Origin of the sequence: Pseudomonas sp. W2Aug9 (assembly GCF_023127755.1) — a bacterium.
In the GTDB taxonomy this organism is placed as follows: domain Bacteria; phylum Pseudomonadota; class Gammaproteobacteria; order Pseudomonadales; family Pseudomonadaceae; genus Aquipseudomonas; species Aquipseudomonas synxantha_A.
Genome location: NZ_SPKL01000002.1, coordinates 74,509 through 97,750, shown reverse-complemented (window position 1 = coordinate 97,750; position 23,242 = coordinate 74,509). Strand labels below are relative to the sequence as shown.

General features: G+C 62.9%; 18 protein-coding genes. 13 read left to right on the top strand and 5 right to left on the bottom strand.

The window, feature by feature from the left end; genetic code table 11:
* Positions 1–44 precede the first annotated feature (44 nt).
* The 4 genes from E3O56_RS01610 to tssA form a co-directional block, all read right to left on the bottom strand.
* The gene (locus tag E3O56_RS01610; RefSeq protein WP_005792512.1) at positions 45–533 is read right to left on the bottom strand and encodes a type VI secretion system tube protein Hcp; all 489 of its coding nucleotides are present in this window, start codon (positions 531–533) and stop codon (positions 45–47) included.
* A gap of 171 nt (positions 534–704) precedes the next feature.
* Positions 705–2,201 (bottom strand): type VI secretion system contractile sheath large subunit, encoded by a 1,497-nt coding sequence (gene tssC / locus E3O56_RS01605; protein WP_005792511.1) that lies wholly within the window; start codon positions 2,199–2,201, stop codon positions 705–707.
* A gap of 2 nt (positions 2,202–2,203) precedes the next feature.
* Positions 2,204–2,710 (bottom strand): type VI secretion system contractile sheath small subunit, encoded by a 507-nt coding sequence (tssB, locus tag E3O56_RS01600; RefSeq protein WP_003195557.1) that lies wholly within the window; start codon positions 2,708–2,710, stop codon positions 2,204–2,206.
* A 54-nt stretch (positions 2,711–2,764) separates the two neighbouring features.
* Positions 2,765–3,784, bottom strand: a complete 1,020-nt coding sequence (gene tssA / locus E3O56_RS01595) for a type VI secretion system protein TssA (RefSeq protein WP_248127689.1) — start codon at positions 3,782–3,784, stop codon at positions 2,765–2,767.
* Positions 3,785–4,177: 393 nt separating this feature from the next.
* Between tssA and tagH the strand changes: the two genes are divergently transcribed.
* From tagH to E3O56_RS01530, 13 genes are all read left to right on the top strand, one after another.
* Positions 4,178–5,524, top strand: a complete 1,347-nt coding sequence (tagH, locus tag E3O56_RS01590) for a type VI secretion system-associated FHA domain protein TagH (protein ID WP_032878694.1) — start codon at positions 4,178–4,180, stop codon at positions 5,522–5,524.
* 56 nt (positions 5,525–5,580) lie between these two features.
* Positions 5,581–6,090 (top strand): type VI secretion system lipoprotein TssJ, encoded by a 510-nt coding sequence (tssJ, locus tag E3O56_RS01585; RefSeq protein ID WP_005792508.1) that lies wholly within the window; start codon positions 5,581–5,583, stop codon positions 6,088–6,090.
* 18 nt (positions 6,091–6,108) lie between these two features.
* Entirely contained in the window at positions 6,109–7,443 is a 1,335-nt protein-coding gene (gene tssK / locus E3O56_RS01580; protein WP_005792507.1) for a type VI secretion system baseplate subunit TssK, read from the top strand.
* Between the two features lie 6 nt (positions 7,444–7,449).
* Positions 7,450–8,739, top strand: a complete 1,290-nt coding sequence (locus E3O56_RS01575; RefSeq protein WP_078822642.1) for a DotU family type VI secretion system protein — start codon at positions 7,450–7,452, stop codon at positions 8,737–8,739.
* Positions 8,736–12,236 carry a type VI secretion system membrane subunit TssM gene (gene tssM / locus E3O56_RS01570; protein ID WP_103734145.1) on the top strand — a complete coding sequence of 1,167 codons (3,501 nt, stop codon included), beginning with the start codon at positions 8,736–8,738 and terminating at the stop codon, positions 12,234–12,236. Before E3O56_RS01575 ends, tssM begins: the two co-directional genes overlap by 4 nt.
* Positions 12,233–12,886 (top strand): type VI secretion system-associated protein TagF, encoded by a 654-nt coding sequence (gene tagF, locus E3O56_RS01565; protein WP_248127688.1) that lies wholly within the window; start codon positions 12,233–12,235, stop codon positions 12,884–12,886. Before tssM ends, tagF begins: the two co-directional genes overlap by 4 nt.
* Positions 12,887–13,606 (top strand): protein phosphatase 2C domain-containing protein, encoded by a 720-nt coding sequence (locus E3O56_RS01560; protein ID WP_005792503.1) that lies wholly within the window; start codon positions 12,887–12,889, stop codon positions 13,604–13,606.
* Positions 13,603–16,581: a serine/threonine-protein kinase gene (locus tag E3O56_RS01555; protein WP_248127687.1), complete on the top strand. Its 2,979-nt coding sequence runs from the start codon at positions 13,603–13,605 to the stop codon at positions 16,579–16,581. The genes E3O56_RS01560 and E3O56_RS01555 overlap by 4 nt, the downstream gene beginning before the upstream one ends.
* The gene (locus E3O56_RS01550) at positions 16,581–17,285 is read left to right on the top strand and encodes an ABC transporter ATP-binding protein (protein WP_248127686.1); all 705 of its coding nucleotides are present in this window, start codon (positions 16,581–16,583) and stop codon (positions 17,283–17,285) included. The genes E3O56_RS01555 and E3O56_RS01550 overlap by 1 nt, the downstream gene beginning before the upstream one ends.
* Entirely contained in the window at positions 17,285–18,469 is a 1,185-nt protein-coding gene (locus E3O56_RS01545; RefSeq protein ID WP_005792500.1) for a hypothetical protein, read from the top strand. The genes E3O56_RS01550 and E3O56_RS01545 overlap by 1 nt, the downstream gene beginning before the upstream one ends.
* Positions 18,462–20,174 (top strand): SUMF1/EgtB/PvdO family nonheme iron enzyme, encoded by a 1,713-nt coding sequence (locus E3O56_RS01540; protein ID WP_032878707.1) that lies wholly within the window; start codon positions 18,462–18,464, stop codon positions 20,172–20,174. Before E3O56_RS01545 ends, E3O56_RS01540 begins: the two co-directional genes overlap by 8 nt.
* A gap of 84 nt (positions 20,175–20,258) precedes the next feature.
* Complete coding sequence (gene tagQ / locus E3O56_RS01535; protein ID WP_032878708.1) at positions 20,259–21,185, top strand: type VI secretion system-associated lipoprotein TagQ; 927 nt, start codon at positions 20,259–20,261, stop codon at positions 21,183–21,185.
* 124 nt (positions 21,186–21,309) lie between these two features.
* Positions 21,310–21,684: a hypothetical protein gene (locus E3O56_RS01530; RefSeq protein WP_032803751.1), complete on the top strand. Its 375-nt coding sequence runs from the start codon at positions 21,310–21,312 to the stop codon at positions 21,682–21,684.
* Positions 21,685–21,816: 132 nt separating this feature from the next.
* Here E3O56_RS01530 and E3O56_RS01525 read toward each other — a convergent pair whose 3' ends face one another.
* Entirely contained in the window at positions 21,817–23,217 is a 1,401-nt protein-coding gene (locus tag E3O56_RS01525) for an aminoacyl-tRNA deacylase and HDOD domain-containing protein (protein ID WP_005792496.1), read from the bottom strand.
* Positions 23,218–23,242: the final 25 nt, after the last annotated feature.

Sequence of the window (23,242 nt, the reverse complement as noted above, 5' to 3'; positions counted from 1 at the left end):
AAGATGCCTGTGGCCGTGGCGCGGGGTCACGGCCACAGGGGCTATCAGCGCTTGGTGTTGGAACGGATGTTCCAGCCAAACTTGATCGCGCCGCCGTCTTTGGTGCCGTCGGCTTTCTGCGGCTGGTAGTCGACCATCACTTGGGCGAAGTTCAGGGTCACGTTCTCGGTCAGGCGATCATCGGTGCCCGAGCCGCCGGTGCTCAGGGAGGTGACCAGCACTTCTTCCAGGTTGATCACCATGTACTCGACCTGGCTTTCGCCACCGGCCTTGCGCACGGTCAGCTTGACCTTGTCGATGTGCTTGCCGCTGGCGCAGTGCATCATCAGGTTGGGCGAAGCCTTGTCGACGTACTTGGTCAGCGACAGGTCCTGGATATTCACCTTGCCCGCACCGCCGCCACCGCCAACGTGCATGTTGCCGGACTGGGCCATGCCCCAGCTCCAGTTCAATACGTCGATTTCGTCCTTGTGGGCCTTGTCCATGGACTCGCCCTTGATGTCGCCGATCTTGATGAAAATATCAACAGCCATGTTTTCTCCCTGTGTGGTCTCAGCCACGATATTGGGTTACCGCCAATGGGGCAGTGCTTTTCTGGGGGGCTGGCTTGCCTGCGATAGCATCACCGCGGTCTGGCTGGCAGACCGCGTCGCCTGCATCGCGGGCAAGCCCGGCTCCCACAGAAGAACCGGTTCAACAGTTACTTATGCGCTCTTGGCAGAAGGCAGCTTCGATACCAGTCGCAACGACACCGTCAGCCCTTCAAGCTGGTAGTGCGGGCGCAGGTAGAACTTGGAGTTGTAATACCCCGGGTTGCCTTCGACTTCTTCCACGATCACTTCGGCAGCCGCCAATGGGTGCTGGGCCTTGGTGGTTTCGGTGGAGTGCGCAGGGTCGCCGTCGACGTAGTTGAGGATCCAGTCCTGCAACCAGCGCTGCATCTCGTCCTTCTCTTTGAAGGAGCCGACCTTGTCGCGCACGATGCACTTCAAGTAGTGGGCGAAACGGCAGGTGGCAAACAGGTACGGCAGGCGCGCGGCCAGGTTGGCGTTGGCGGTGGCGTCCGGATCGTCGTATTCGGCCGGTTTCTGCAACGACTGTGCGCCGATGAACGCGGCAAAGTCGGTGTTTTTCTTGTGCAGCAGCGGCATGAAACCGTTCTTCGCCAGTTCCGCTTCACGGCGGTCGCTGATAGCGATTTCGGTCGGGCACTTCATGTCCACACCACCGTCATCGGTAGGGAAGGTGTGGGCCGGCAGGTTTTCCACTTCACCGCCAGACTCGATACCACGGATGCGCGAGCACCAGCCGTAGTGCTTGAACGAACGGTTGATGTTCACCGCCATCGCGTAGGCGGCGTTGGCCCAGGTGTACTTGGAGCTGTCGGCGCCGTCGGTGTTTTCTTCGAAGGCGAAGGCTTCCACTGGGTCGGTCTTGGCGCCATACGGCAGGCGCGCCAGGAAGCGCGGCATGGTCAGGCCGATGTAGCGCGAGTCTTCCGATTCACGCAGCGAGCGCCAGCCGGCGTATTCCGGGGTGGTGAAAATCTTGGTCAGGTCGCGTGGGTTCGACAGTTCCTGCCAGGAGCCCATGCCCATCACGGTTGGCGATGCGGCCGCGATGAACGGCGAGTGCATGGCGGCGCAGACTTTCGACAGCTCGCCCAGCAGTTCCACGTCGGGTGGCGACTGGTCGAAGTAGTAATCGCCCACCAGGCAGCCGTAGGGTTCGCCGCCGAACTGGCCGTATTCTTCTTCGTACATCTTCTTGAAGATCGGGCTCTGGTCCCACGCGGTGCCCTTGAATTTCTTCAGGGTCTTGTGCAGCTCCGGCTTGGAAATGTTGAGCACGCGAATCTTCAGTTGCTCATCGCTCTCGGTGTTGTTGACCAGATAGTGCAGGCCACGCCAGGCGCTTTCCAACTGTTGGAAATCCTGGTGGTGGATGATCTGGTTGACTTGGGCAGTGAGCTTGGCGTCGATGGCGGCGATGATCGATTCGATCGACTTAATCGCATCGTTGGACACCAAGTCGGTTTGCGCCAGGGCTTGTTCAGCCAGGGTGCGCACCGCGGTTTCCACGGCTTCGCGGGCGCGCTCGGTCTTGGGTTTGAATTCTTGCAGCAGCAGGTTGGCGAACTCGCTGGCTTCTTCGGTGGCACCCAGGATCTGGCTGCCTTCGCGGGCGGTATTGTCAGTCATGATTACTGCTCCCCTGCAGGCTTGGGCGCGCTGGCAAGTGCCTGAAGCAGTGCCGGGTCCTTGATCGCCTTCATGATGATTTCTTCAGCGCCGGTCTTGCCGTCCATGTAGGTCAGCAGGTTGGCCAACTGAGTGCGGGCTTCGAGCAACTGGTTCAGCGAGTCAACCTTGCGCGCCACGGCGGCCGGGCTGAAGTCGTCCATGCTTTCGAAGGTGATATCCAGGCTCAGGTTGCCTTCGCCGGTCAGCTCGTTGGGTACGTGGAACGCCACGCGTGGCTGCATGGCCTTGAGGCGTGAGTCGAAGTTGTCGACGTCCACTTCAAGGAACTTGCGGTCGGCCACGGGTGCCAGCGGCTCGGCGGGCTTGCCGGCGAGGTCGGCCATCACACCCATTACGAAGGGCAGCTGGACCTTTTTCTCGGCGCCGTAGAGCTCGACGTCGTACTCGATCTGCACTCGAGGCGCACGGTTGCGCGCGATGAATTTCTGAGAACTTTGCTTCGCCACGTTGCTGCTCCTGGTCGCTTGAGCGACGGTGTTGTTACTGCACGGTCCGGCGGCTTACTCGCTGTCCGGGCCGCGCAGGTTTTCAAATTGGGACATGCCGTCGGGAATCAGATTGCGCACGATGGCCGCGAAGTCGGCGTGCACCAGATTTTTCGCTCGGTTTAACAACACCGGCAGCGGGCTCGAAGGCTCGTGCCGGGTGTAGTACGCAAGGATCTTGTCGAGGCTGCGCAACACGTCATCGCGAGTAGCGATGTCGCCCGTCGGGCGAGGGGGTGCGGGCGCAGCGGCGAAATCGACCGAGGGGGCATTGTCTTCACTGACTGCCTCGGGTTCGCTGCTGCTGTCGGTGCCGGGCACCGCTTGATTGAGTATTTGCAGGGCCTGCTTGAGCGGCTGCTTCAAGGCGCTGAGGTCCACGCCCTGGGCGGAACCGACCTGGTCATTGACCTGTTGCTCGATGGCTTCGCAGGCCGTACGCGCTGCGATCAACGCGTCGCGGGTGGCTTGCAGCAGCTCGGGGTCGCTGTCGAGGAATGCAGCGTTGAGCTGCTGGTTGCCCAGTTGCTCATCGGCAAAACTCTGCAGGCCGCTGGCGTTGAGCGCGGCGCGCAGGCTCACGGGCCCGAAGGTGCGTGAGCGTGTCAGGATGCTTTCGCGCAACAGGCGAATATTGGTGTCGCAGGTCAGGCCGGTCAGGGCGTTGATGCGCACGGTGGGGTCGTTGTCGTCGTCGGCATCCAGGCGCGGATGCACGTCGGCCCAGTATTCGCGCAGCAAGGCGTTGATCAGGACAAGGACTTCAGCCAGCCCGGCCACGCCCTGCAAGGCGAGGGAACTTTGCAGCAGGAAATGAGTGATGCGCAGGTCTTTGCTGCGCTGCAACAGGTCGAGGCTCTGCTGCTGGATGCTGCGCCACTCCGGCGGCTCGGCGGGCAGGATCGAGTCGCCCATGCTGCGCTCGGGCTGGCCCTTGGCATCACGTTCCAATTGCAGAAATTGCGCGTCATATTCCATGTCTTCGCCACAGGGCGAAGTTGCAGAAACGGCGGTGAGCAGCAACGGCACATCCACTGAGTTCGATCTCCTTATCAGCCCGCTGGAAGGCGGGCAACGCATGCATTAGTTGCGCAATGAACTGTGCATGTTTTCTTGGTCATACAATCAGAGTGCCACTACTGCGCCATCACTGATGTTCAAGAAGTTGTGCATTTTTGGTGTAGTAGTTATGCCTTGTCAAGGTAAGCTATTCGCCCTCTGTGACAGATGTGCGGTGTTTAACAACCTGTGCGACTGGCGGGTCGAAAGGCGCGCCCATGGAGGATTTTTGTCATGCAAGCCAGTTAAGATCAGCGATCATGCTGGTAAAAGCAGATTTTGGCGGTCGTTTTCGCGACCGCGGGCAAATCTTCAGGGAAGCGTGGCCCTTTGGGTAGACCGCGCGCGATGCATCAGCAAGGAGGCAAGATGTCGCTGTGTTTGACTATCACTAGTTATCACAAGATTACCCCAGGGCAATGCGCTGAAAAGTCCATGGATCAGGGCAGGATAGCTATTGGTCGCAGTTCGGATAATGACTGGGTATTGCCTGATCCTGAGCGTCTCGTCTCCTCCCAGCATTGCGTTATTCAATACAAAGATGGCCGTTATTACTTAACCGATAACAGCACCAATGGTGTGGAGTTGGTCAAGGCCGGTATTCGTATGCGCCGGGGTAACAGCGAGCCGCTGCAAGATGGCGAGTTGATCCGCATCGGCGATTACGAAATCCAGGCGCGCATCGACTTCAACGTGCAAGCCGTCGACAGCCAACCGTTTGCCGGTGAGTCGCCAAACAGCTTCGAAGCGCTGATGGGCGCTGTGGCGAGTCCGCCTGCGCCTACGCCGATGATCGCACCGCAATTCCACGGCGCCTCGTCGATGGAAACCCTGCCAGACCTGTTCGACTTCCTCAGCCCCACCGCCGTGCCGCCGCCCACCGTGGCGGACCATGTGCCATCCGAACAACACGATTTCCGCCCGCCGGCTCCGGTTGCTGTACCGGTAGTCGAGAAACCGGTGGTGCAAGGCGCTGTCATTCCTGAAGACTGGGACCTGTTTGGCGACGCGCCTGCGCCCGCGCCGGTCGCCAATGCCGCGCCTGCACCGACGCCGATTGCCCCAGCACCGATTGCTCCGCCGCCTGTGGTCGAGCCGGTTGCGCTGGCCGTGGCCGACACTGCGCAACCTAGCGACCTCTTGCAAGCCTTCCTGCGTGGCGCCGGTCTCGACCAGTTGCGCCTGGACCAGGCCGACGCCAGCGCCCAGATGGAAAGCATCGGCCGCAGCTACCGGCTGATGGTCGAGGGCCTGATCGACGTATTGCGCGCCCGGGCCAGCCTCAAGGGCGAGTTCCGTATGCAGCAGACGATGATCCGCCCCGCTGAAAACAACCCGTTGAAATTCGCCCCGAATGCCGACGAAGCGTTACTGCTGCTGCTTCGTCATGGCAACCAGGCGTTTATGGCGCCGGACATCGCGGTACGGGACAGTTTCGATGACCTGCGCGCCCACCAGTTGGCCGTGATGGCTGGCGTGGAAGCGGCGATCAAACACCTGCTCGCGCGCTTTGAACCGGCGCAGTTGGAGGAACGCATGGGCAAGCCCGGTGGCCTTTCGAGCATTTTCAACGGCTCGCGCCAGGCCCAGTACTGGCAGCAGTTTACCGAGCTCTACAGCAACATTTCGCGCGAGGCCCAGGAGGATTTCCAGGACCTGTTCGGTCGCGAATTCAGCCGGGCCTACGAAGAGCACAGCGCACGACAGCGACGCTAAAGCGCGTCGCACTTATGGATAAAACGGATAGCTAAACACGTCATTGAGGACGCAGGATGATTCCCAGGTTTTTACTCGCAGCCGCTACCGCGCTGCTGCTGACCGCGTGTGCAAACGACGCGGCCAAACCCGAAGCGGCTGCCGACACGCAAGCCAACAGCGCCGCCGTCGAGTTGCATTTCCACGCGATCGCCGGGCTCAACCCCGGTGCCAATGGCCAGGCTGCGCCGGTGCGGGTGCGTATTTTCGAACTGAAAAACGCCGCGACCTTTTCCCGCTCCGATTACTTCGCCCTGGCTGACCGTGCGCAATCCACCCTCGGCCTCGACCTGCTGGACCAGGATGAAGTGGTGGTGCAACCCGGCCAGCAACTGAGCATTCAGCGTGACCTCAACCCGGCCACGCGCCAGATCGGCGTGCTGGTGGGCTATCGCGAGTTGGACCGCGCGCAATGGCGCGCCGTGATCAACGTAGCGCCGCGCCAATCCAGCGAATACCAGATCAGCCTCGATGTGCGTGCCGTGCGCGCCGACGTCGTGGTTTCCCCCTCCAGCCCAGCCCAATAACAAGCAATCGGAGCCCCCATGTCCTGGAACAATCGCGTGGTCTGGTCGGAAGGCATGTTCATCGCAACGCAGCACTTCCAGCAGCATGACCGTTACCTGGAAAACCTGATCGACGCGCGCAGCCGTCCGTTGTCGGCAGGGGCCTGGGGTTTTTCCGAGTTGCTGATCGACCAGGGCCTGCTGGCCCAGGGCAAGCTGGCGATCGTATCGGCCCGCGGCCTGTTGCCCGATGGCACGCCCTTCAATATCCCCCAGGATGACCTGGCGCCGAGCCCGTTGAGTATCGACGACAACCTGCGCGACGGCTTGGTGTACCTGGCCCTGCCGCTCAAGCGTGCCGGTGCGCGTGACACGGTTGAGGAAGGCGAAGCCCTGGAAGCTGCGCGTTATGTCAGCCAGGTGCGTGAAGTGCGCGATGACAACGCGCCGTTCGAAAACCGCGCCCCGGTAGCCGTGGGGTCGCGGGCATTGCGCCTGCTGACGGCGCAGGACGGCATCAGCGACTATGCCGCCATTGGCCTGGTACGCATCAAGGAAAAACGCGCCGACCGCGCGCTGGTGCTCGACGACACCTACATCCCGCCGGTGCTGAATGTGACCGCAAGCAAACCGCTGACTGCGTTTCGCAGTGAACTGCTCGGCCTGCTGCACCAGCGTGGCGAAGCCCTGGCGGGGCGCGTGGTGGCCTCCGGCGCTGGCGGCGCTTCGGAGATTGCCGACTTCATGCTGCTGCAGCTGGTCAATCGCGCCCAGCCGCTGATCCAGCATTTGAGCCAGTTGAGCCCGCTGCACCCGGAGCGCTTCTTCAGCGAACTGGTGAGCCTGGCCGGTGAGTTTTCGACCTTCTCCACTTCAGGTCGCCGCCCGCAGGAATACCCGCAATACCAGCACGATGACTTGGCGCTGAGCTTCACTCCGGTGATGGCGGCCCTGCGTGAAGCGCTGTCGATGCTGATCGACAGCAAGGCCACGCCGATCCCGATTGTGGAGAAGGCCTACGGTATCCACGTGGCGATGCTGGCCGACAAGACCCTGCTCGACAACGCCAGTTTCATCCTCGTGGTGCGTGCCGATGTGCCCGGCGAAACCCTGCGCGCACGCTTTGGCCAGCAGAGCAAAGTCGGTTCGGTGGAGCACATTCGCGACATGGTCAACCTGCAACTGCCAGGCATTGGCTTGCTGCCGTTACCGGTGGCGCCGCGCCAATTGCCGTACCACGCCGGTAGTACCTACTACGAGCTGGACCGAGGCAGCGAGCACTGGCAGCAGTTGAGCAATTCCGGCGGCTTTGCCTTCCATATCGCCGGGCAGTTCCCGGGTTTGAACCTGGCCTTCTGGGCGATCCGAGGATAATCTGCGATGCACCCCAATGATGATGACCGCACCCAGTTCATGCCGCGCCCGGGTGGCCGAGCGCCGGAGCCTGCACGCGCAGAACCGACGCCGCTGTCGATGCCGGCTGCGCCGATCCTCACCGGCAAAAGCCAGGGCCTCAACCCGCTGGAAAGCGCCGCCGGCCCTTTACTGGCGTTGCTGACGCGGCTGCGCAACACCATCGCCCACCCGGCACCGGCCAGCCTGCGTGCGCAGTTGTTGGCCTATCTGCGCCAGTTCGAAGAACGCGCCGAAGCGGCTGGTGTGGCGCGCAACGAAGTGCTGCTGGCCCGTTACGCGCTGTGCACCGCCCTGGATGAAGCGGTGTTGAGCACGCCGTGGGGCAGCACCAGTGATTGGGGCAAGCAAAGCCTGCTGATCACCGTGCACAACGAAGCCTGGGGCGGTGAAAAGGTCTTCCAGTTGCTCGACCACTGCCTGCAAAGCCCACGGGAACGCCTGTACCTGTTGGAGCTGTTGTACCTGTGCATGTGCCTGGGTTTCGAAGGCCGCTACCGCGTGATGACCGACGGTCGCAGCCAATTGGAAGCCTTGCGCGAGCGCACCGCCGCAGCGATTCGCAGTGCCCGTGGTGAACACGAGCGTGAGCTGTCGCCGCACTGGCGCGGCGTGACCGTGGCCCGTGATCGCCTGGCGCAGTTCATGCCACCGTGGATCGCCGTGGCGATCGGCGTGGCGCTGCTGCTGGCGTTGCTGTTTGGCCTGCGCATGAAACTGGCCTCGGACGCCGAGCCAGTGTTTAAAAACATTCATGCACTGGGCGAGATCCCGGTGCAGGCCATCGACCGTCCGGTGGCGCAGCCAAAAGTGATCGAGCGGCCGCGCCTGGCCGGCTTCCTGGCCGAAGACATCAAGGCCGGTCGCGTGGCCGTGGAAGACAAGGTTGACCGTTCGGTGGTGACCATTCGTGGCGATGAGCTGTTCGCCTCCGCCAGCTCCAGCATTGTCGATGCTTACCAGCCGCTGATGCTGCGCATCGCTGATGCCATTCGCAAGGTCAAGGGCCAGGTGCGTGTCACCGGCCATAGCGACAACCGCCCGATCGCCACGCTGCGCTTCCCGTCGAACTGGGCGCTGTCCGAAGCCCGGGCCAAGTCGGTGCTGGAGATCCTCGCGGCCAAGACCGGCCAGGCTGATCGCTTCAGCGCCGAAGGCCGTAGCGACACCGAGCCGCTGGCGAGCAACGGTACTGCCGAAGGCCGTGCCCGCAATCGTCGGGTTGAAATCACCGTACTGGCGGAGGGCGTCGAGTGAAGGCGTTTTTCAGTTTCATGATTCGCTGGGTAATCCCCGTTCTGGGCCTGATTGCCCTGAGCCTGATCATCTGGTTTGTCGGGCCGTTGCTCGACGTGTTGATGCCCGAGGGGCGACGCTGGGCGTTGATCATCCTGGTATTTGCGCTGTGGCTTGCCTACCGCGTGTTCCGCATCATCCAGGCCCGCCGCCAGGCTGCCGAAGTGATGCGCAGCCTGGCCGCCGAAACCCCGGCTGATCCCAACAGTGTTGCCACTGCCGAAGAGTTGTCGACCCTGCGCCAGCGCATGGACGAAGCCCTGACGCTGCTGAAAAAAGCCAAGCTGGGCGGTGACGAACGCCGCAACCTTTACGAGCTGCCGTGGTACGTGATCATTGGCCCGCCGGGTTCGGGCAAGACCACCGCACTGGTCAATTCCGGATTGCACTTTCCGCTGGCGGCGCAGTTGGGCGCCGGTGCCGTGCGCGGCGTCGGTGGTACGCGTAACTGCGACTGGTGGTTTACCGATCAGGCCGTTTTGCTTGACACCGCGGGCCGCTACACCACCCAGGACAGCAACTCGACGGTGGATAAAGCCGCGTGGCTGGGCTTTCTTGACCTGCTGAAAAAGCAACGTTCGCGCCGACCCATCGATGGTGCGTTTATCGCCATCAGCCTGTCGGATTTGCTGCTGGGTACAGACGCCGAGCGCGCCGCCCATGCCGCCGCGATTCGTCTGCGTATCCAGGAGCTGTACACCCAGTTGGGCGTGCGTTTCCCCATCTACCTGATGCTGACCAAGCTCGACCTGGTACCGGGCTTCATGGAGTTCTTCGACAACCTGAGCAAGGAAGAGCGCGCCCAGGTGTGGGGCATGACCTTTGCCCTGGACGACGGCAAGCACAGCGACAGCCCGTTGGCGCACCTGCAAAGCGAATTCGCCGGGCTGGAGCAGCGCCTCAACGAACGCCTGGTCGAGCGTCTGCAACAGGAGCGCGACCCGGCCCGCCGCGACCTGATCTACGGTTTCCCGCAGCAGTTCGGCGCGTTGAAGGACTGTCTGCAAAGCTTCCTTGAAGGTGTGTTCAAGCCCAACGCCTTTGAAGAGCGCGTGTTGCTGCGTGGCGTGTATTTCACCAGCGGCACCCAGGAAGGCAGCCCGATTGACCGCCTGATCGGCGCCATGGCCCAGAGCATGAACCTGGACCGCCAGCACCTGGCGCGCCAGAGCGGCACCGGGCGCAGTTACTTCATCGAAAAACTCTTCACCGCTGTGGCCTTTGCCGAGCGTGGTTTGGTGGGGGTGAACCCGAAAATCGAACGGCGCCGCAAGTGGATTGCACGTGGTGTGCTGGCGGCCACCGTAGCGCTGGTCGTGGTGGTCAGCAGCCTGTGGTGGGTGAGTTATCGCGCCAACCAGGCGTATATCGCCCAAGTCGACCAGAAAGTTGCGCCCCTGGGCCAGACCGTGCAGAACCTGAGCCCGGCACAACGAGAAGTGCTCGCGGTGCTACCACTGCTGAACGCGGTGAAGAACCTCGCGGGGGATTCGCCGAGCTGGTCCGAAGGGCTGGGGCTGTATCAGGGCGATATGCTTGAAGCCGAATCCGCCAGTGTCTACCGCAAGCTGTTGATCGCCGTGTTCGCGCCACGCTTGGTGACGCGCATCGAAGAGCAACTGCACGGCGGCGGTAACTCCGACTTTCTCTACGAGGGCCTCAAGGCCTACCTGATGCTCGCCGACACCGAGCATTACGATCCGGACTTTATCAAGGCCTGGATCGCCCTGGACTGGGACCGCAACCTGCCCCGCGACCTTCCGGCCGATCAGCGTCAGGCGCTGGCCGGGCACTTGCAAGCGCTGTTCGAGCGGCACCCGCCAAGTGCTCGCCTGGACCCACGCCTGATTGATGACCTGCGACGCCAGTTGCAGCAACTGCCGGTGGCCCAGCGCGTGTATGACCGGGTCAAGCGCCAGAAACTGCCCGAAGGCATCCCGGACTTTCGTCTCAACGAAGCCGCTGGGCGTGACGCCGCGCTGGTGTTCAGCCGCAAAAGCGGCAAGCCATTGGGTGAGCCGTTGAGTGGTTTCTTCACTGCCAAGGGCTATCGTCAGGCGTTCTTGCTGAGCAGCCTGAACCAGACCGGCACCCTGGCCGAGGAACAATGGGTGCTGGGCCACGAACAGGCCGATCAGCAGAACGTGGTGAGCCTGGCCGCGGATGTGCGTCGCTTGTACTTCCAGGACTACCAGCGTCAGTGGGATGCGCTGCTTGCCGACATCGACTTTGTGCCGATCACCAGCGTGGCCCAGGCCGCCGACGTGCTGCGGGTGATTTCCGGCCCGACCTCGCCGCTGAAAAAGCTGCTGGTGGCGGTCGCCAGGGAAACTGACCTGCAAGCCGAAGAGCGCCAGTTGGCTGCCAAGGGTGTACCGGTGGAAGGTGGCGTCGACAAGCTCAAAGAGCGCCTTGGCAGCTTGCTTGGCCAGGAGCAACCGACGGCGAATGCCCCGGCGGCGTCGGAGGATCCGGTGACCGCGCACTTTGCCGAACTCAACAGCATCGTCAGCAAAAACGAAGGCGAACCGGCGGCCATCGACGGCCTGCTGTCGGACATGAATGCGCTGTATGTGCAGGTCAGCGCCATGGTCGGTGCCAGCGGCGATGCCTTGCTCGGTGAGGCCAAGAACCAGGCGGCGGCTGCGGCCACGCGGGTCAGCCTGAATGCCGAGCGCCAGCCGCCGCTGGTGCAGGGCATGGTCAAGTCGGTGGTCAATTCCACCACCAACAGCATGATGGGCGGGGTGCGTAACCAGCTGAACGCGGCCTGGGTCAGCGAAGTGGTCAACGTGTATCGCCAGTCGTTGGCCGGTCGCTACCCGATGTCGCCGGGCAGTGCGCGGGACGCCACCCTGGATGACTTCGGCCAGTTCTTCGGCGTGGGCGGGGTGATGGATAACTACTTCCGCAAATACTTGCAGCCCTATGTGGATACATCGGCACAGACCTGGCGCTGGCAACCGGGCGCGGCGCAGAAGCTGGGGATTGCCCCGGGCGTGCTGCAAACCTTCCAGCGGGCGGCGACAATTCGCGATGCGTTCTTCAGGTCCGGGGGCACCCAGCCTATCGTGCGTTTCGAGCTCAAGCCGGTGTCGATGGACCCGACCATCACCCAGTTTCTGCTTGATCTGGATGGCCAGCAGTTGAGCTACGACCACGGCCCGAGCCGCCCGGTAGCGATGCAATGGCCGAACCCTGGCAGCATCGGCGTGGTGCGTATTTCCATCATGCCGCCGTCGGCCAGTGGTCGCTCCGGTATCACGCTGGACGGCCCGTGGGCCTGGTTCCGTCTGCTGGAGCAATCGGACCTCACCGCGGGCAACTCGCCGGACCGCTTCAACCTGCGCCTGCGGGTTGATGGTGCGAGCATCGCCTACGAGCTGCGCGCCAACAGTGCCTTCAACCCGTTCAGAAGCCGCGTGCTCAGCGGTTTCAGCCTGCCGGAGCGGCTATGACGACTGTGGGTTTCTACGGCAAGCTGGCCAGTCGCGGGGACTTTGTCAGCCGCGCCTTGCCCCAGAGCTTTATCGGCCCATGGGACAGCTGGCTGGCGGCGGGTTTGCTCGCCAGCCAGAACAGCCTGGGCGGTGACTGGCTCAACGTGTATCTGGTCAGCCCGTTGTGGCGCTTCGTACTGGCGCCAGGCGTATGCGGGCCCGATGCCGCGGCGGGCGTGGTGATGCCGAGCATTGATCGGGTCGGGCGGTATTTTCCGCTGGCCGTGGTCACCTTGCTGGATCACGACACCAACCCCGCCTCCCTGGTGGGCGGGCCGGACACCTGGTTCGAGCAGGCCGAAGAGCTGTTGCTCAGCACCCTGGACAGTGGCGCTACCTTCGAAAGTTTCAACGCGGGGATCGACGCCCTGGGCATTCCTGCGAGTGAGCCGCGTGCGGTCGACAGCCGTTTCGCCGGCCTGCAGCGCGTGGCCGCTACGGTGCCCCATCAGCGCATGACCGCACTGGCCGAACAGGCGTGCGAGGGCGCGAGCCTGTGGTGGGGCCGTGGTTCGCAACGTATTTCACCTGGTTTATTACGGTGCCAGGGCTTGCCTGCCGCCGATGACTTTGCGCAGTTTTTGCTCGGACAAGAAGGTGTGGTGTAGATGGGCGCGACGTACAAATCCGCGAGCAAAAGCCATGTGGGCATGGTTCGCCAAGTCAACGAAGATGCCTTTCTGGACCTGCCGGAAAACCGCCTGTGGGTGGTGGCCGATGGCATGGGCGGGCACGCCGCGGGGGACTATGTCAGCAGCTTGATCGTCGACAGCCTGCGCCATGTACCGCTGGGCCGCTCCCTTGACGAATATACGGCGGCGCTGCGCAATGACCTGCTGCGCATCAACACCGCAGTGCGCGAAGAAACCGCCAACCGTGGCGTGACCATGATGGGCAGTACGGTGGTGGTATTTGCCGCCCGTGGCCTGCGCGGTGTGTGCCTGTGGGCCGGCGACAGTCGCTTGTATCGTCTGCGTGACGGCGTGCTGGAAAGCATCTCCCGCGACCACAGCTACGTGCAGGACCTGCAAGACAGCGGCCTGCTCAGCGAAGCTGATGCCCGCACTCATCCGCGCTCCAATATCGTCACCCGCGCTGTCGGCGTGGAAGCGCAACTGGACGTGGCGTCGGTCGAACTGTTGATTGCTCCCGGCGACAGCTACCTGTTGTGCAGCGACGGCCTGAACAAGACCGTCGAAGACCGCGAAATCCGCGACGTGCTCAGCCATGACGCACCGGACGAAATCGTGCGCAGCCTGGTGCACCTGGGGCTCAATCGCGGCGCACCGGACAACATCACCACCCTCGTCGTGAAGGTTTCGTCATGAACATTGTCATTCCAGGCTATGACATCGAAGGCGAGATCGGCGAAGGCGCCATGGCCAGCGTGTACCTGGCGACCCAGCGGTCGCTGGAGCGCAAGGTAGCGTTGAAGGTGATGGCCGCGGCGCTGGCGGCCGATCCGAGTTTCTGCGAGCGCTTCCTGCGTGAGGGCAAGACCCTGGCGCGCCTGTCGCACCCGCACACGGTGACCATCCATGACATCGGCAACGTCGGTGAGCTGTATTACATGGCCATGGAATACCTGCCCAACGGCACGCTCAAGGAGCGCATCGCTGCCGGCCTGACGCCGGAGCAAGGGGTGACGCTGATCCGCCAGATCGCCTCGGCGCTGGGTTATGCCCATGCCCAGGGCTTGGTGCACCGCGACGTCAAGCCGGCGAACATTCTGTTCCGCGCCGATGGCACCGCAGTACTTTCCGACTTTGGTATCGCCAAGTCGCTGGACGACCGCACCCAATTCACCCAGGCCGGGTTTGCCGTGGGTACACCCAGCTACATGAGCCCCGAGCAGGCGCGGGGCCAGGAGATCGACGGGCGCGCCGATCTCTACGCACTCGGTGTGGTGCTGTACGAAATCCTCGTCGGCAAGCTGCCCTACAGCGGCACCGATGCGCTTTCCACTGCGCTGGCGCACCTGACTGAGCCGTTGCCGGAATTGCCTGTGCATCACGGGCGTTACCAGGGTGTGCTGCGCAAGTTGTTGGCCAAAGACCCGGCGCAGCGTTATCCGGATGCGGCAGCGTTGTTGTTGGCGCTGGATCAACTACCGGCGGATGAATCGGACGCCACGCTGGTACGGCCGCTGCCGATTCCTCTGAGCTTTGATCTGGCGGGCATGACCCCTGTCACCATCGACATTCCGACTGATAAACCGCAGCCGCAGCCAATAGTGCGCCAACCGGTGGTCACGCCGACCCAGCACAGTGCCCCCTCCGAGCAGCGCCGTGGTCCGGTATTGGCCTTGGCCGCCGTGGCGGTCGCCGTCGCGTTGGCCATTGGTGGCGCCAGCTACTGGTGGTTGAGTGGCAGCGATGAACCGGCTCAGCCGCCAGCCGCCGTGGTGCCCACGGTGGCGCCACCGGTGGCTGTCGCTGCAGTGGATGGCGGTCAACGTCCGTTGCTGATGGCGGGCAAGAAGACCCTGTTCCAGCGCGTACTCAGCAAGCCCGGCGCCCAGCTTTCAGCAGACGCGGGCAGCACGCCGGGTAAGGCGTTGCCGGCGTTTTCCGTGCTCTACGTGTACCAGCGCAAGGAAGTGGATGGCAGCCCGTGGGTACGCGTGGGCGCCGCCACCGATGGGCGCAGCGACGGTTGGTTGCCGGCCGCCCAGGTCAGCGACTGGAAACAAAGCCTGGTGCTCAAGTTCACCGAGCGCTCGGGGCGTGCGCCCGTGATGTTCCTGCGCCAATCCGGCGAGGTGGAGAAACTGTTGGCCGATCCTGCCGCCGCGAAAAGCGTGCTGACCAAGGCGCAGAGTAACCCTGAGGACAACCAGCAAGTCCTGGCCCTTGAGCCGGCCGCCAGCGCGGTGCCGCAAAACCAGTTCTACCTGTTGCCGATTTTCGACTCAAAAGAGAGCTTCGATGAAAACGGCCAGCCGGTGCAGTTGCTCAACGTGGCCTCTATCGACCCAGGCCGCAGCGCGGCTGCCACACCGGCGACCCCGACACTCAGCGCCAATGCCGATGCATTCCGCACCGCCGTGGTGCTGGTGGTGGATACCACGGTGTCGATGCAGCCCTACATCGACCAGATCCGCGACGTGGTACACGAGTTGCAAACCCGTATCGCCGAGCGCGGCGAATTGGACAGCGTCAGCTTCGGCCTGGTCGGCTTCCGCAGCAGCATCAAGAAAACCCCTGGCCTTGAGTACGTCGCCAAGACCCTGATCAGCCTTGACCAGGGGCGCGATCCGCAGCGCTTCCTCGATATGGCGCGCCAGGTCAAAGCCTCAACCGTCTCCAGCCATTCCTTCAACGAAGATGCGTTTGCCGGGGTGATGCAGGCGGTGGATGGCATGGACTGGTCGGGCTATGGCGGGCGCATCATCCTGCTGGTCACCGACGCGGGTGCGCTGCGCAAGAACGACCCGTTCGCCGCTACCCAGATGAACGAAGCCGAAGTGCGACAGGCCGCACTCGGCAAGCAGATCAAGATCTACGCGCTGCATCTGCGCACCGATGTCGGCAAGAAAACCCACGCCGGTGCCGAGAGCCAGTACCGCATCCTTACCGCCGACGCCAACCCGCAGATCGGTGACCTGTACACGCCAGTGCCGGGAGGCGATGTGCGCAAGCTGGGTGAGCGCGTCGATGAGATCGGTACAGTGTTCGCCGACCTGGTGCATCAGGTGCGCAACAACACGCCGCAACCGGTGCCGCTGCTCGGTTCGGCGCCAAGCCTGGCGGACAAATCCGCCGCGGTCGGCTATGCCATGCACATGGACTTCCTCGGGCGCAAAACCGCCAGTCAGGCGCCGCAACTGGTCAGCGCCTGGACCGCCGACCGCGACCTGACCAACCCGGCACTGCCAGCGTTCCAGGTGTGCGTGATGCTGACCAAGCTGCAACTCAATGACCTGCAACAGTCGCTGAAGTTGATCGTGGATGCGGCGCGCAAAACCCAAAGCTCGCCCAAGGATTTCTTCCAGGAAATCGCCAGCGCCTCGGCCTACATGAGCCGAGACCCCCAAGCCCTGCGCAAGGGCGGCAACCTGGCCGACGGCGGTCTGCTCGGTGAATACCTGGAGGGCCTGCCGTACCGCAGCAAGTCGCTGAACATGACCCAGGATTTGTGGCTGTCGTTGAGCGTGGCTGAGCAGGAAGACTTTATCGACGAGCTGGATTCGAAAATCCGCCTGTATGAAACCTTCCATAACGACGTGGCCAACTGGGTCCGTTTCGGCGATGCCGAACCGGGTGATGCGTTGTACCGCGTGCCGCTGTCGACGCTGCCGTAATGTTGAACCTGAGCGCAGTGCACAAGAGCCGTGGCGTTGGTAGCCAGCGCTACAGCCTGGTGATTCCGGCGTTGCACCTGCAAGCGGGCGAACAACTGGCGATTGTCGGCCCCAGTGGTTGCGGCAAAAGCACGTTGCTGGATCTGCTGGCGCTGGTGTTGGCGCCGGATCAGGTCGGGCAGTTTGCGTTCAACCAGCAGGACATCGGCGCGCTGTGGCGTGCCGACCGGCAATCCGCCCTGGCCGCGTTGCGCAGCCAGCACTTGGGCTATGTGCCGCAAACCGGTGGGCTGCTGGGGTTTCTGGATGTGCGCGCAAATATCACTTTGTCCCGGCAATTGCTGGGCTTGAAGGACGACGGCAGCGTGGCGCGTCTGGCCGAGCAGTTGCAGGTCAGCGATCAGTTGGCCAAGCGCCCGGCGGCGTTGTCGGTGGGCCAGCGCCAGCGCGTGAGTTGTGCCCGCGCCCTGGCCCATGCGCCGCAACTGGTGCTGGCGGATGAGCCGACCGCTTCCCTCGACCCGCTCAACGCCGAGCGGGTGATGCAGGCGCTGCTGGCCCGGGCCCGTGAACAGCGGGCGGCCTGTGTGATCGCCACCCATGACGAACCCCTGGCCCGCGCCAGTGGCTTGCAGGTGCGGCGTATCGGTTGCCGTCGCGATGCTGACGGCGGCGTCACCGCAACCCTCGGGGAGGCGTGCTGATGCGCATCGGTCTGCTTGCCTCACTCGCCTGGCAGGACTATCGCAACGACGGTTGGCTGTCGGCCTGTTCGGTGCTGGCGCTGGTAGCGGTTATCGCGCCATTGCTGGTGTTATTCGGCCTGAAATTTGGACTGGTTAGCAGTTTGACCGAACGCTTGGAGACCGATCCGGCTACCCGTGAAATTATCCCGTTGGGCGGTGGCCGATTCAGCGCAGCGTTTATCGAGCAGTTGGGGCAGCGCAGCGATGTGGCGTTTGCTTTGCCGCGCACACGGCAGATTGCGGCAACGGCCCAAGTGGGCGCGCTGACCCTGGAAATGTTGCCAACCGCAGCGGGTGATCCGTTGTTGGCAGGCTTACCGATGCCTCACGGTTTGGATCAGATTGTGCTCAGCCATACCGCTGCCGAAAAGCTTGCGGCAAGGCCCGGTGACTGGCTGGAAACCAGCTTTGCGCGGCAAGTGGCGGGGCGCGTCGAGGCCCAGCGCACGCGGTTGCAAGTGCTGGCGGTGTTGCCGTTGGAAGCCTTTGCCCGTGATGGACTGTTGACTGATTTAGCGTTGCTGGAAGCGGCGGAAGATTATCGCGATGGCCGTGCGGTGCCGGCGTTGCATTGGGACGGCGAGGTGGCGGGCGTGAGCGAACAGCGTATCTATCCGGCGTTTCGCCTGTATGCGCGCAGCCTCAGTGATGTGGAACCGCTGCGGGTGTATTTCGCCGGGCAGAACCTGCTGGTGTCGACCCAGGCGCACACTATCGCCCAAGTGCAGTCGTTGAGCCGCAACCTGTCGATTGTATTCTGGATCATCGCCGGGTTGGCCCTGGCCGGAGCCTTTGCGGCGATATTTGCCGGCGCGTTGGCGGCGGTCGCGCGCAAGCGGCGGGAATTGTCAGTGTTGCGCCTGCTGGGGTTTTCCACCGGCGCGCTGTTGCTGTTTGTGCTGTTGCAGGCGCTGTACAGCGCCGGTTTTGCGGGCTTGCTCAGTGTCGGGCTTTATGGCCTGGCTGAAGCGGGTTTGAATCAACTCTTCGTGCAGGTGCCGGGCGAGTACGCCAGCCATCTGTTGGCGCGTCACTACGGCCTGGCCCTGGCTGCCGTGCTCGGCGTCAGCGCCGTGGCGGCGGCCTGTGGGGGGTGGCGGGTGGCGCGTATCCAGGCTTCTGAAGGAATCAGAGATGTATAAGTTACTGGGCGCCTGCGTGGCGCTGAGCCTGGCCTCGCTGGCCTGGGCGGATGAGGCAAGCGACAAGCTCGACAACCCGAAACCGTTGCCGGATGACGTGAGCTTGCCGCTGCCGTGCGAAGGCAACATGGTGTTCCGCTATGCCTACGTGCTGGCCCAGGGCACCCTGGATGACCGCGAAGTCAGCCTCGGCTACCCCTTTGCCGAAGGCGAGGCCGGTTACCAGCAGTCGTTTATTTCCGGTTATCGCCGCGACTTCATCAACGGCCAGTTCACCCTCAAGGACTTGCCCAAGGCCTGGAACAAGGTCATCGCGCCGCTGATGCCCAAGACCGACGCCAAGACCCCACTCAAGCCCATGCTGTACTTCATCGGCAAGTACGAAGTGACTGCACGCCAATATGCCCAGGTGATGGGCCAGGCGCAGTCCCTGGCCAGCGGTGAACCGGCACCGGCGTGTGACGCGCCCACCGGCATGGCCGGGCGGTTGCCCAAGGTGAAGCTGTCGCGTTTTGAAGCCGAGCGTTTTTCGGCGGTGTACAGCGCCTGGCTGATGAAGTACCACCGCGAGTTGTTGCCGGTGAGCGGGCGCGGTTCGTCAGCCGAAGACGGCGGCCTGGGCTTTGTGCGCCTGCCTACCGAGGTTGAGTGGGAATACGCCGCACGCGGCGGCCAGGCGGTGAGCCGTCAGGACCTGGAAAGCCGCTTGTATCCCCGGCGCGCCGAGGGCAGCGAAAGCGATGGCCCGCTGGCTGATTACGCGGTGTTCAACCAGGTCGCCGGCGGCACCGGTCAGGCGGCACGGCTGATGCCCATCGGCACCAAATTGCCCAACCCCATCGGCCTGTTCGACGTGATCGGCAACGCTGCGGAAATGGTCCAGGAATCGTTCCAGCTGGTACATGCCGGCCGACGCCAGGGCACCTATGGCGGCTTTGTGGTCAAGGGCGGCAATTATCTGGAAGGCGAGGGCACCTTGTTTACCGGTATGCGCCGCGAATACCCATTGTTTGCAGCCGATGGCACCGAGCAAAGCAACGAGACCACCGGCTTTCGCGTGGCGATCGGCGCGTTGTCGGCGCCGCGTTCGCGCTACAAGGAGTTGTTTGCCCAATGGCAGAAGGAAGGCCGCCTCGCTGCGCTGACCGACGCCATCGACGACGCCCAGGACCCGACCAAGCGCCTGGACAGCATCATCGCCGCCAGCGTCGACCCCAAGCTGCAGGCCGAGCTGGGTCTGGTCAACGAAGAGCTCAAGCGCAACGTTTCGCTGATCGCCCAGCAGCGCGAAGAGGCCGCGGGCAACCTGATCCAGTCGGCGGCGTTGGTGGCCGAGACCATCAGCAACTACAACATTCGCCTGGCCAACCTGCAGAAGAGTCGCCAGCAGGCCGTCGACAGCAAGGACGAAGCCAGCGCGCAGCTGTTCGCCACCGCCATTGCCAATGGACGCAGCGCCCTCGACGGCGCGGTGGCGATTTATATCGACAACCTGGCCACCGGCACGCGCTACACCGATGCGGTGATCCAGGCGCAGTTTCAACGGGTCAAGGAAGAGTTGGATCGCAAGCCAGTGCTCGGCAAGAGCCTGGTGACGCGCGCGACACTGTTCGTTCGCCATGTCGGCAACTACCGCAAGCAACAGCGGGCCGACCCGGCAACGATCTTGAAGGAATTGCTCGCAGCGAGCGGTCAGCGGTCTTGATCGTTGGCTGTCTAGCGAGCTTGGAAGGGACTCAGGCGGCGGTGGGCCGTGCTGGGCAAGTCAAACTTAACAGAGATCACATCTATGCTTTTTTCCCGTAAGTCGGTTTCCAAGCGTCACCTGCTGCTGATCGCGGCCGGTTTCAGCACCGTGTTGACCGGTTGCGCTACGTCGCCTGCGTCCAAGGTCGCGTCGAGCACCAAGGTCGAGTACTACCCCAACTGCTACGAGCCGGTGCAGCATCTGCGTGCCACCGACTCGAACATGACCAAGTCGGTGGTGACCGGTGCCGCCATCGGCGCGGCCGGCGGTGCGTTGCTGGGCGCGCTGACCGGCGACAAGGAAAAACGTGGCCGTAATGCCGCCATCGGTGCTGCCGGTGGCGCCCTGGCCGGCGGCGCGGCGGGTTACTACACCGAACGTCAGAAGCAGATCGCCGATGACAACCAGCGCATCGCCTCCTATGCCGCTGACGTGAATAAAAGCGTCTCCGACATCGACCGCAGCACCGCCTACGCCAAGGCGTCGCAGCAGTGCTACCAGAGTGCGTTCACCAAGCTTGTGGCCGACCGCAAGGCCAAGACCGTCAACGATACCGAAGGCCGCAAGCGCCTGGCGGAAATCGTCTCGGGCTTGAAGGAATCCAATGACCTGATCGTCGCAGTCAACGGCAAAGCCAGCGAAGACCTGAACAACTACACTCAGGCTTACGAAAAAGACCTGCAGCAAGTCGGCGTGCAGCGTGCCGACGTGGTCACCGTGGCCCAGGCCGATGCGGCGCCTGTCGTGACGCCGACCAAGAAGAAAGGCGCGGGCACCAAGCCACCGAAAAAGCCGGTGCTGCCAACCGTGCCGAAAGAAGCGGTCACCACCGAGAAGACCTTGCAAACGGCCCAGGCCAAGCAAGCTGAAAGCAAGCAGGTAGCCAACGCGGGTGATTCCCAGCTCAAGCTCAACTGCACCAACCCGAACCTGGTTGACTGGGCGCCGGTACCTTGCCCTAACGTCTAAGCACTTGTTGCTATAAGCGTTAAACGCCAGCCGATCTGCGCCTAAAGCGCAAGATCGGTGGCGTTCTATTTGCAAATCGTTACACTGCTGCGGCCACTCCAATAAATACACCGAGGCCGTGTGCATGAAATTTCGTCTTCTTCTGTGGGTGCTTGGCCTGATGATGGGCAAAGCCAGCCGCACCAATCCCGCCTTCCAGCAGCAACTGGGTGACAAAGACCTGGCCTTCCAGCTGCAGACCCTCGACGGCAAGGTTGCCCGTCACTTCATTGTCAAAGACCAGCGCATCACCAGCCGTTCAGGTGTTCACCCTGAGCCTGCCTTTGCGATTGCTTTCAAGGATGCCGCCTACGGTTTTGCCACGATGCAGGCGAAGAACAAGCAACTGGCGTTCATGACGGGGATTCAGGACAAGTCGATTCAGATCAAGGGCAACCCGGCGCTGGTGATCTGGTTTCAAGGGCTGACCAAGTATTTGAAGCCGAAGAAAAAGAAGTAGGGTTTTCAGGTATACCGAGTTGGATTCATCGCAGGCAAGCCAGCTCCCACAGTCTGGCTGCGTTCCAACGCTGGAACTCGGTCAACTGTGGGAGCTGGCTTGCCTGCGATAGCGGTTTATCAGGTGAAAGATTTAGCCCTGGCTGAACTGCGATGCCAACTCGCGCAACAGCACCTCGGCATCCAACACCTTGGCGACCACTTCCTCAGCTTTTTCCCGGCTCAAGCCCAAACGCTCCAGCAACGCATCCGGAATCGCCTCATCTGGCCCCGATCCAATCCCCCGGCTACGCAACAATCGCACCGCCAGACACACCAAGTTCGGATACTCGGCATATTGCCCGTCATAGGTCGGATCGTGCTGAAAGCGCAGGGCTGTGGACAGTTCGTCCGGCATGTCCCAGTAGCGCATCAGCCACGCACCAATCTGTTCGCGGCTGATCCCCAGCAAATGTTGCTCGACATAGCTGTGGCACAGGTGCGGGTTGACCTCCAGGTGTCGGCAGATCAGCGAGAAATGCGGTGGGAACACATGGGCCAGCAGCAGGTAGCCGAAGTTGTGCAACAGCCCGGCCAGGTAGGTCAGGCCGGCTTCCGGGCGCTGGGCACGGGGCATGGCGCGGGTCAGCCCCTCGATCACGGCAGCGGTGTAGATCGACTGATGCCAGTACGGAGTTGACTGATGCGGACGGTCCTTGGGCAGGCTCAGGGTTTTACCCAGTGCCAGGCCCAGCGCCAGGTTGATCACCAGATCGAAGCCCAGTACGCGCACGATGGCGTCTTCGACTGAACGGATCTTGCCCGGCGAGGCGTAGTAGGGCGACGCAGCCCAGCTCACCACCTGGGCGGCCAGCGCCGGGTCGGTTTCCACCACGCCGGTGATGTCATCGATGGTGGCGTTGGGATCTACGCGCAGCTTGATGATCTTTTGCGCCGTGTCGGCCAGCGGTGGAATCTCGATGGTCGCTTCCAGGCGTTGCTGAATGCGGCGGGCTGTGAACGCCTGCATCGCCTGGGTGATTTCCTCGCGGTCATCATTGGGGCGGTCCAGGTTCGGGCGAATGTTGCTCAATGGCTCGCCGAACTGGGCGGCACTGGCCTTGGTGAGCAGGCTCTTGAAGGCGTCACTGGGGATTTCCAGCAACAACCCGGCTTCGCCCGAATGCACCAGCAGGCTCGGCTCGTTGAGCAGGCTGCCTTCATACAGGCAAGGTGAACTGGTGAGCGGCGGCAGCCCGGGCAGCAGGCTCAGGTCATGCTTGCCAAGCATACGCTCGACCCGCTCCGGGGCTACGGCCGTGAGACGGCGACCAGTGAGTTCGGTGAGGCGGTTGAGGTCAAGCAACTGGCTTTGAGGGAACAGCACCATGAGTGCACCGACCGCATCCTCAAGCAACACCGCCTGGACCTTTCGCGCAGGGTTCAGGCCCGCGTGTTCGGCGACTTCCGTGTAGGGGACGGCGAGCTTTGCGAGCAGCGCCCGAATGACCGGCGGGGCGGTCAGTGGGGCTGTGGCGAGGGCAACTTCTGACATGGCCTGATCCAATTTCTTACAGTCA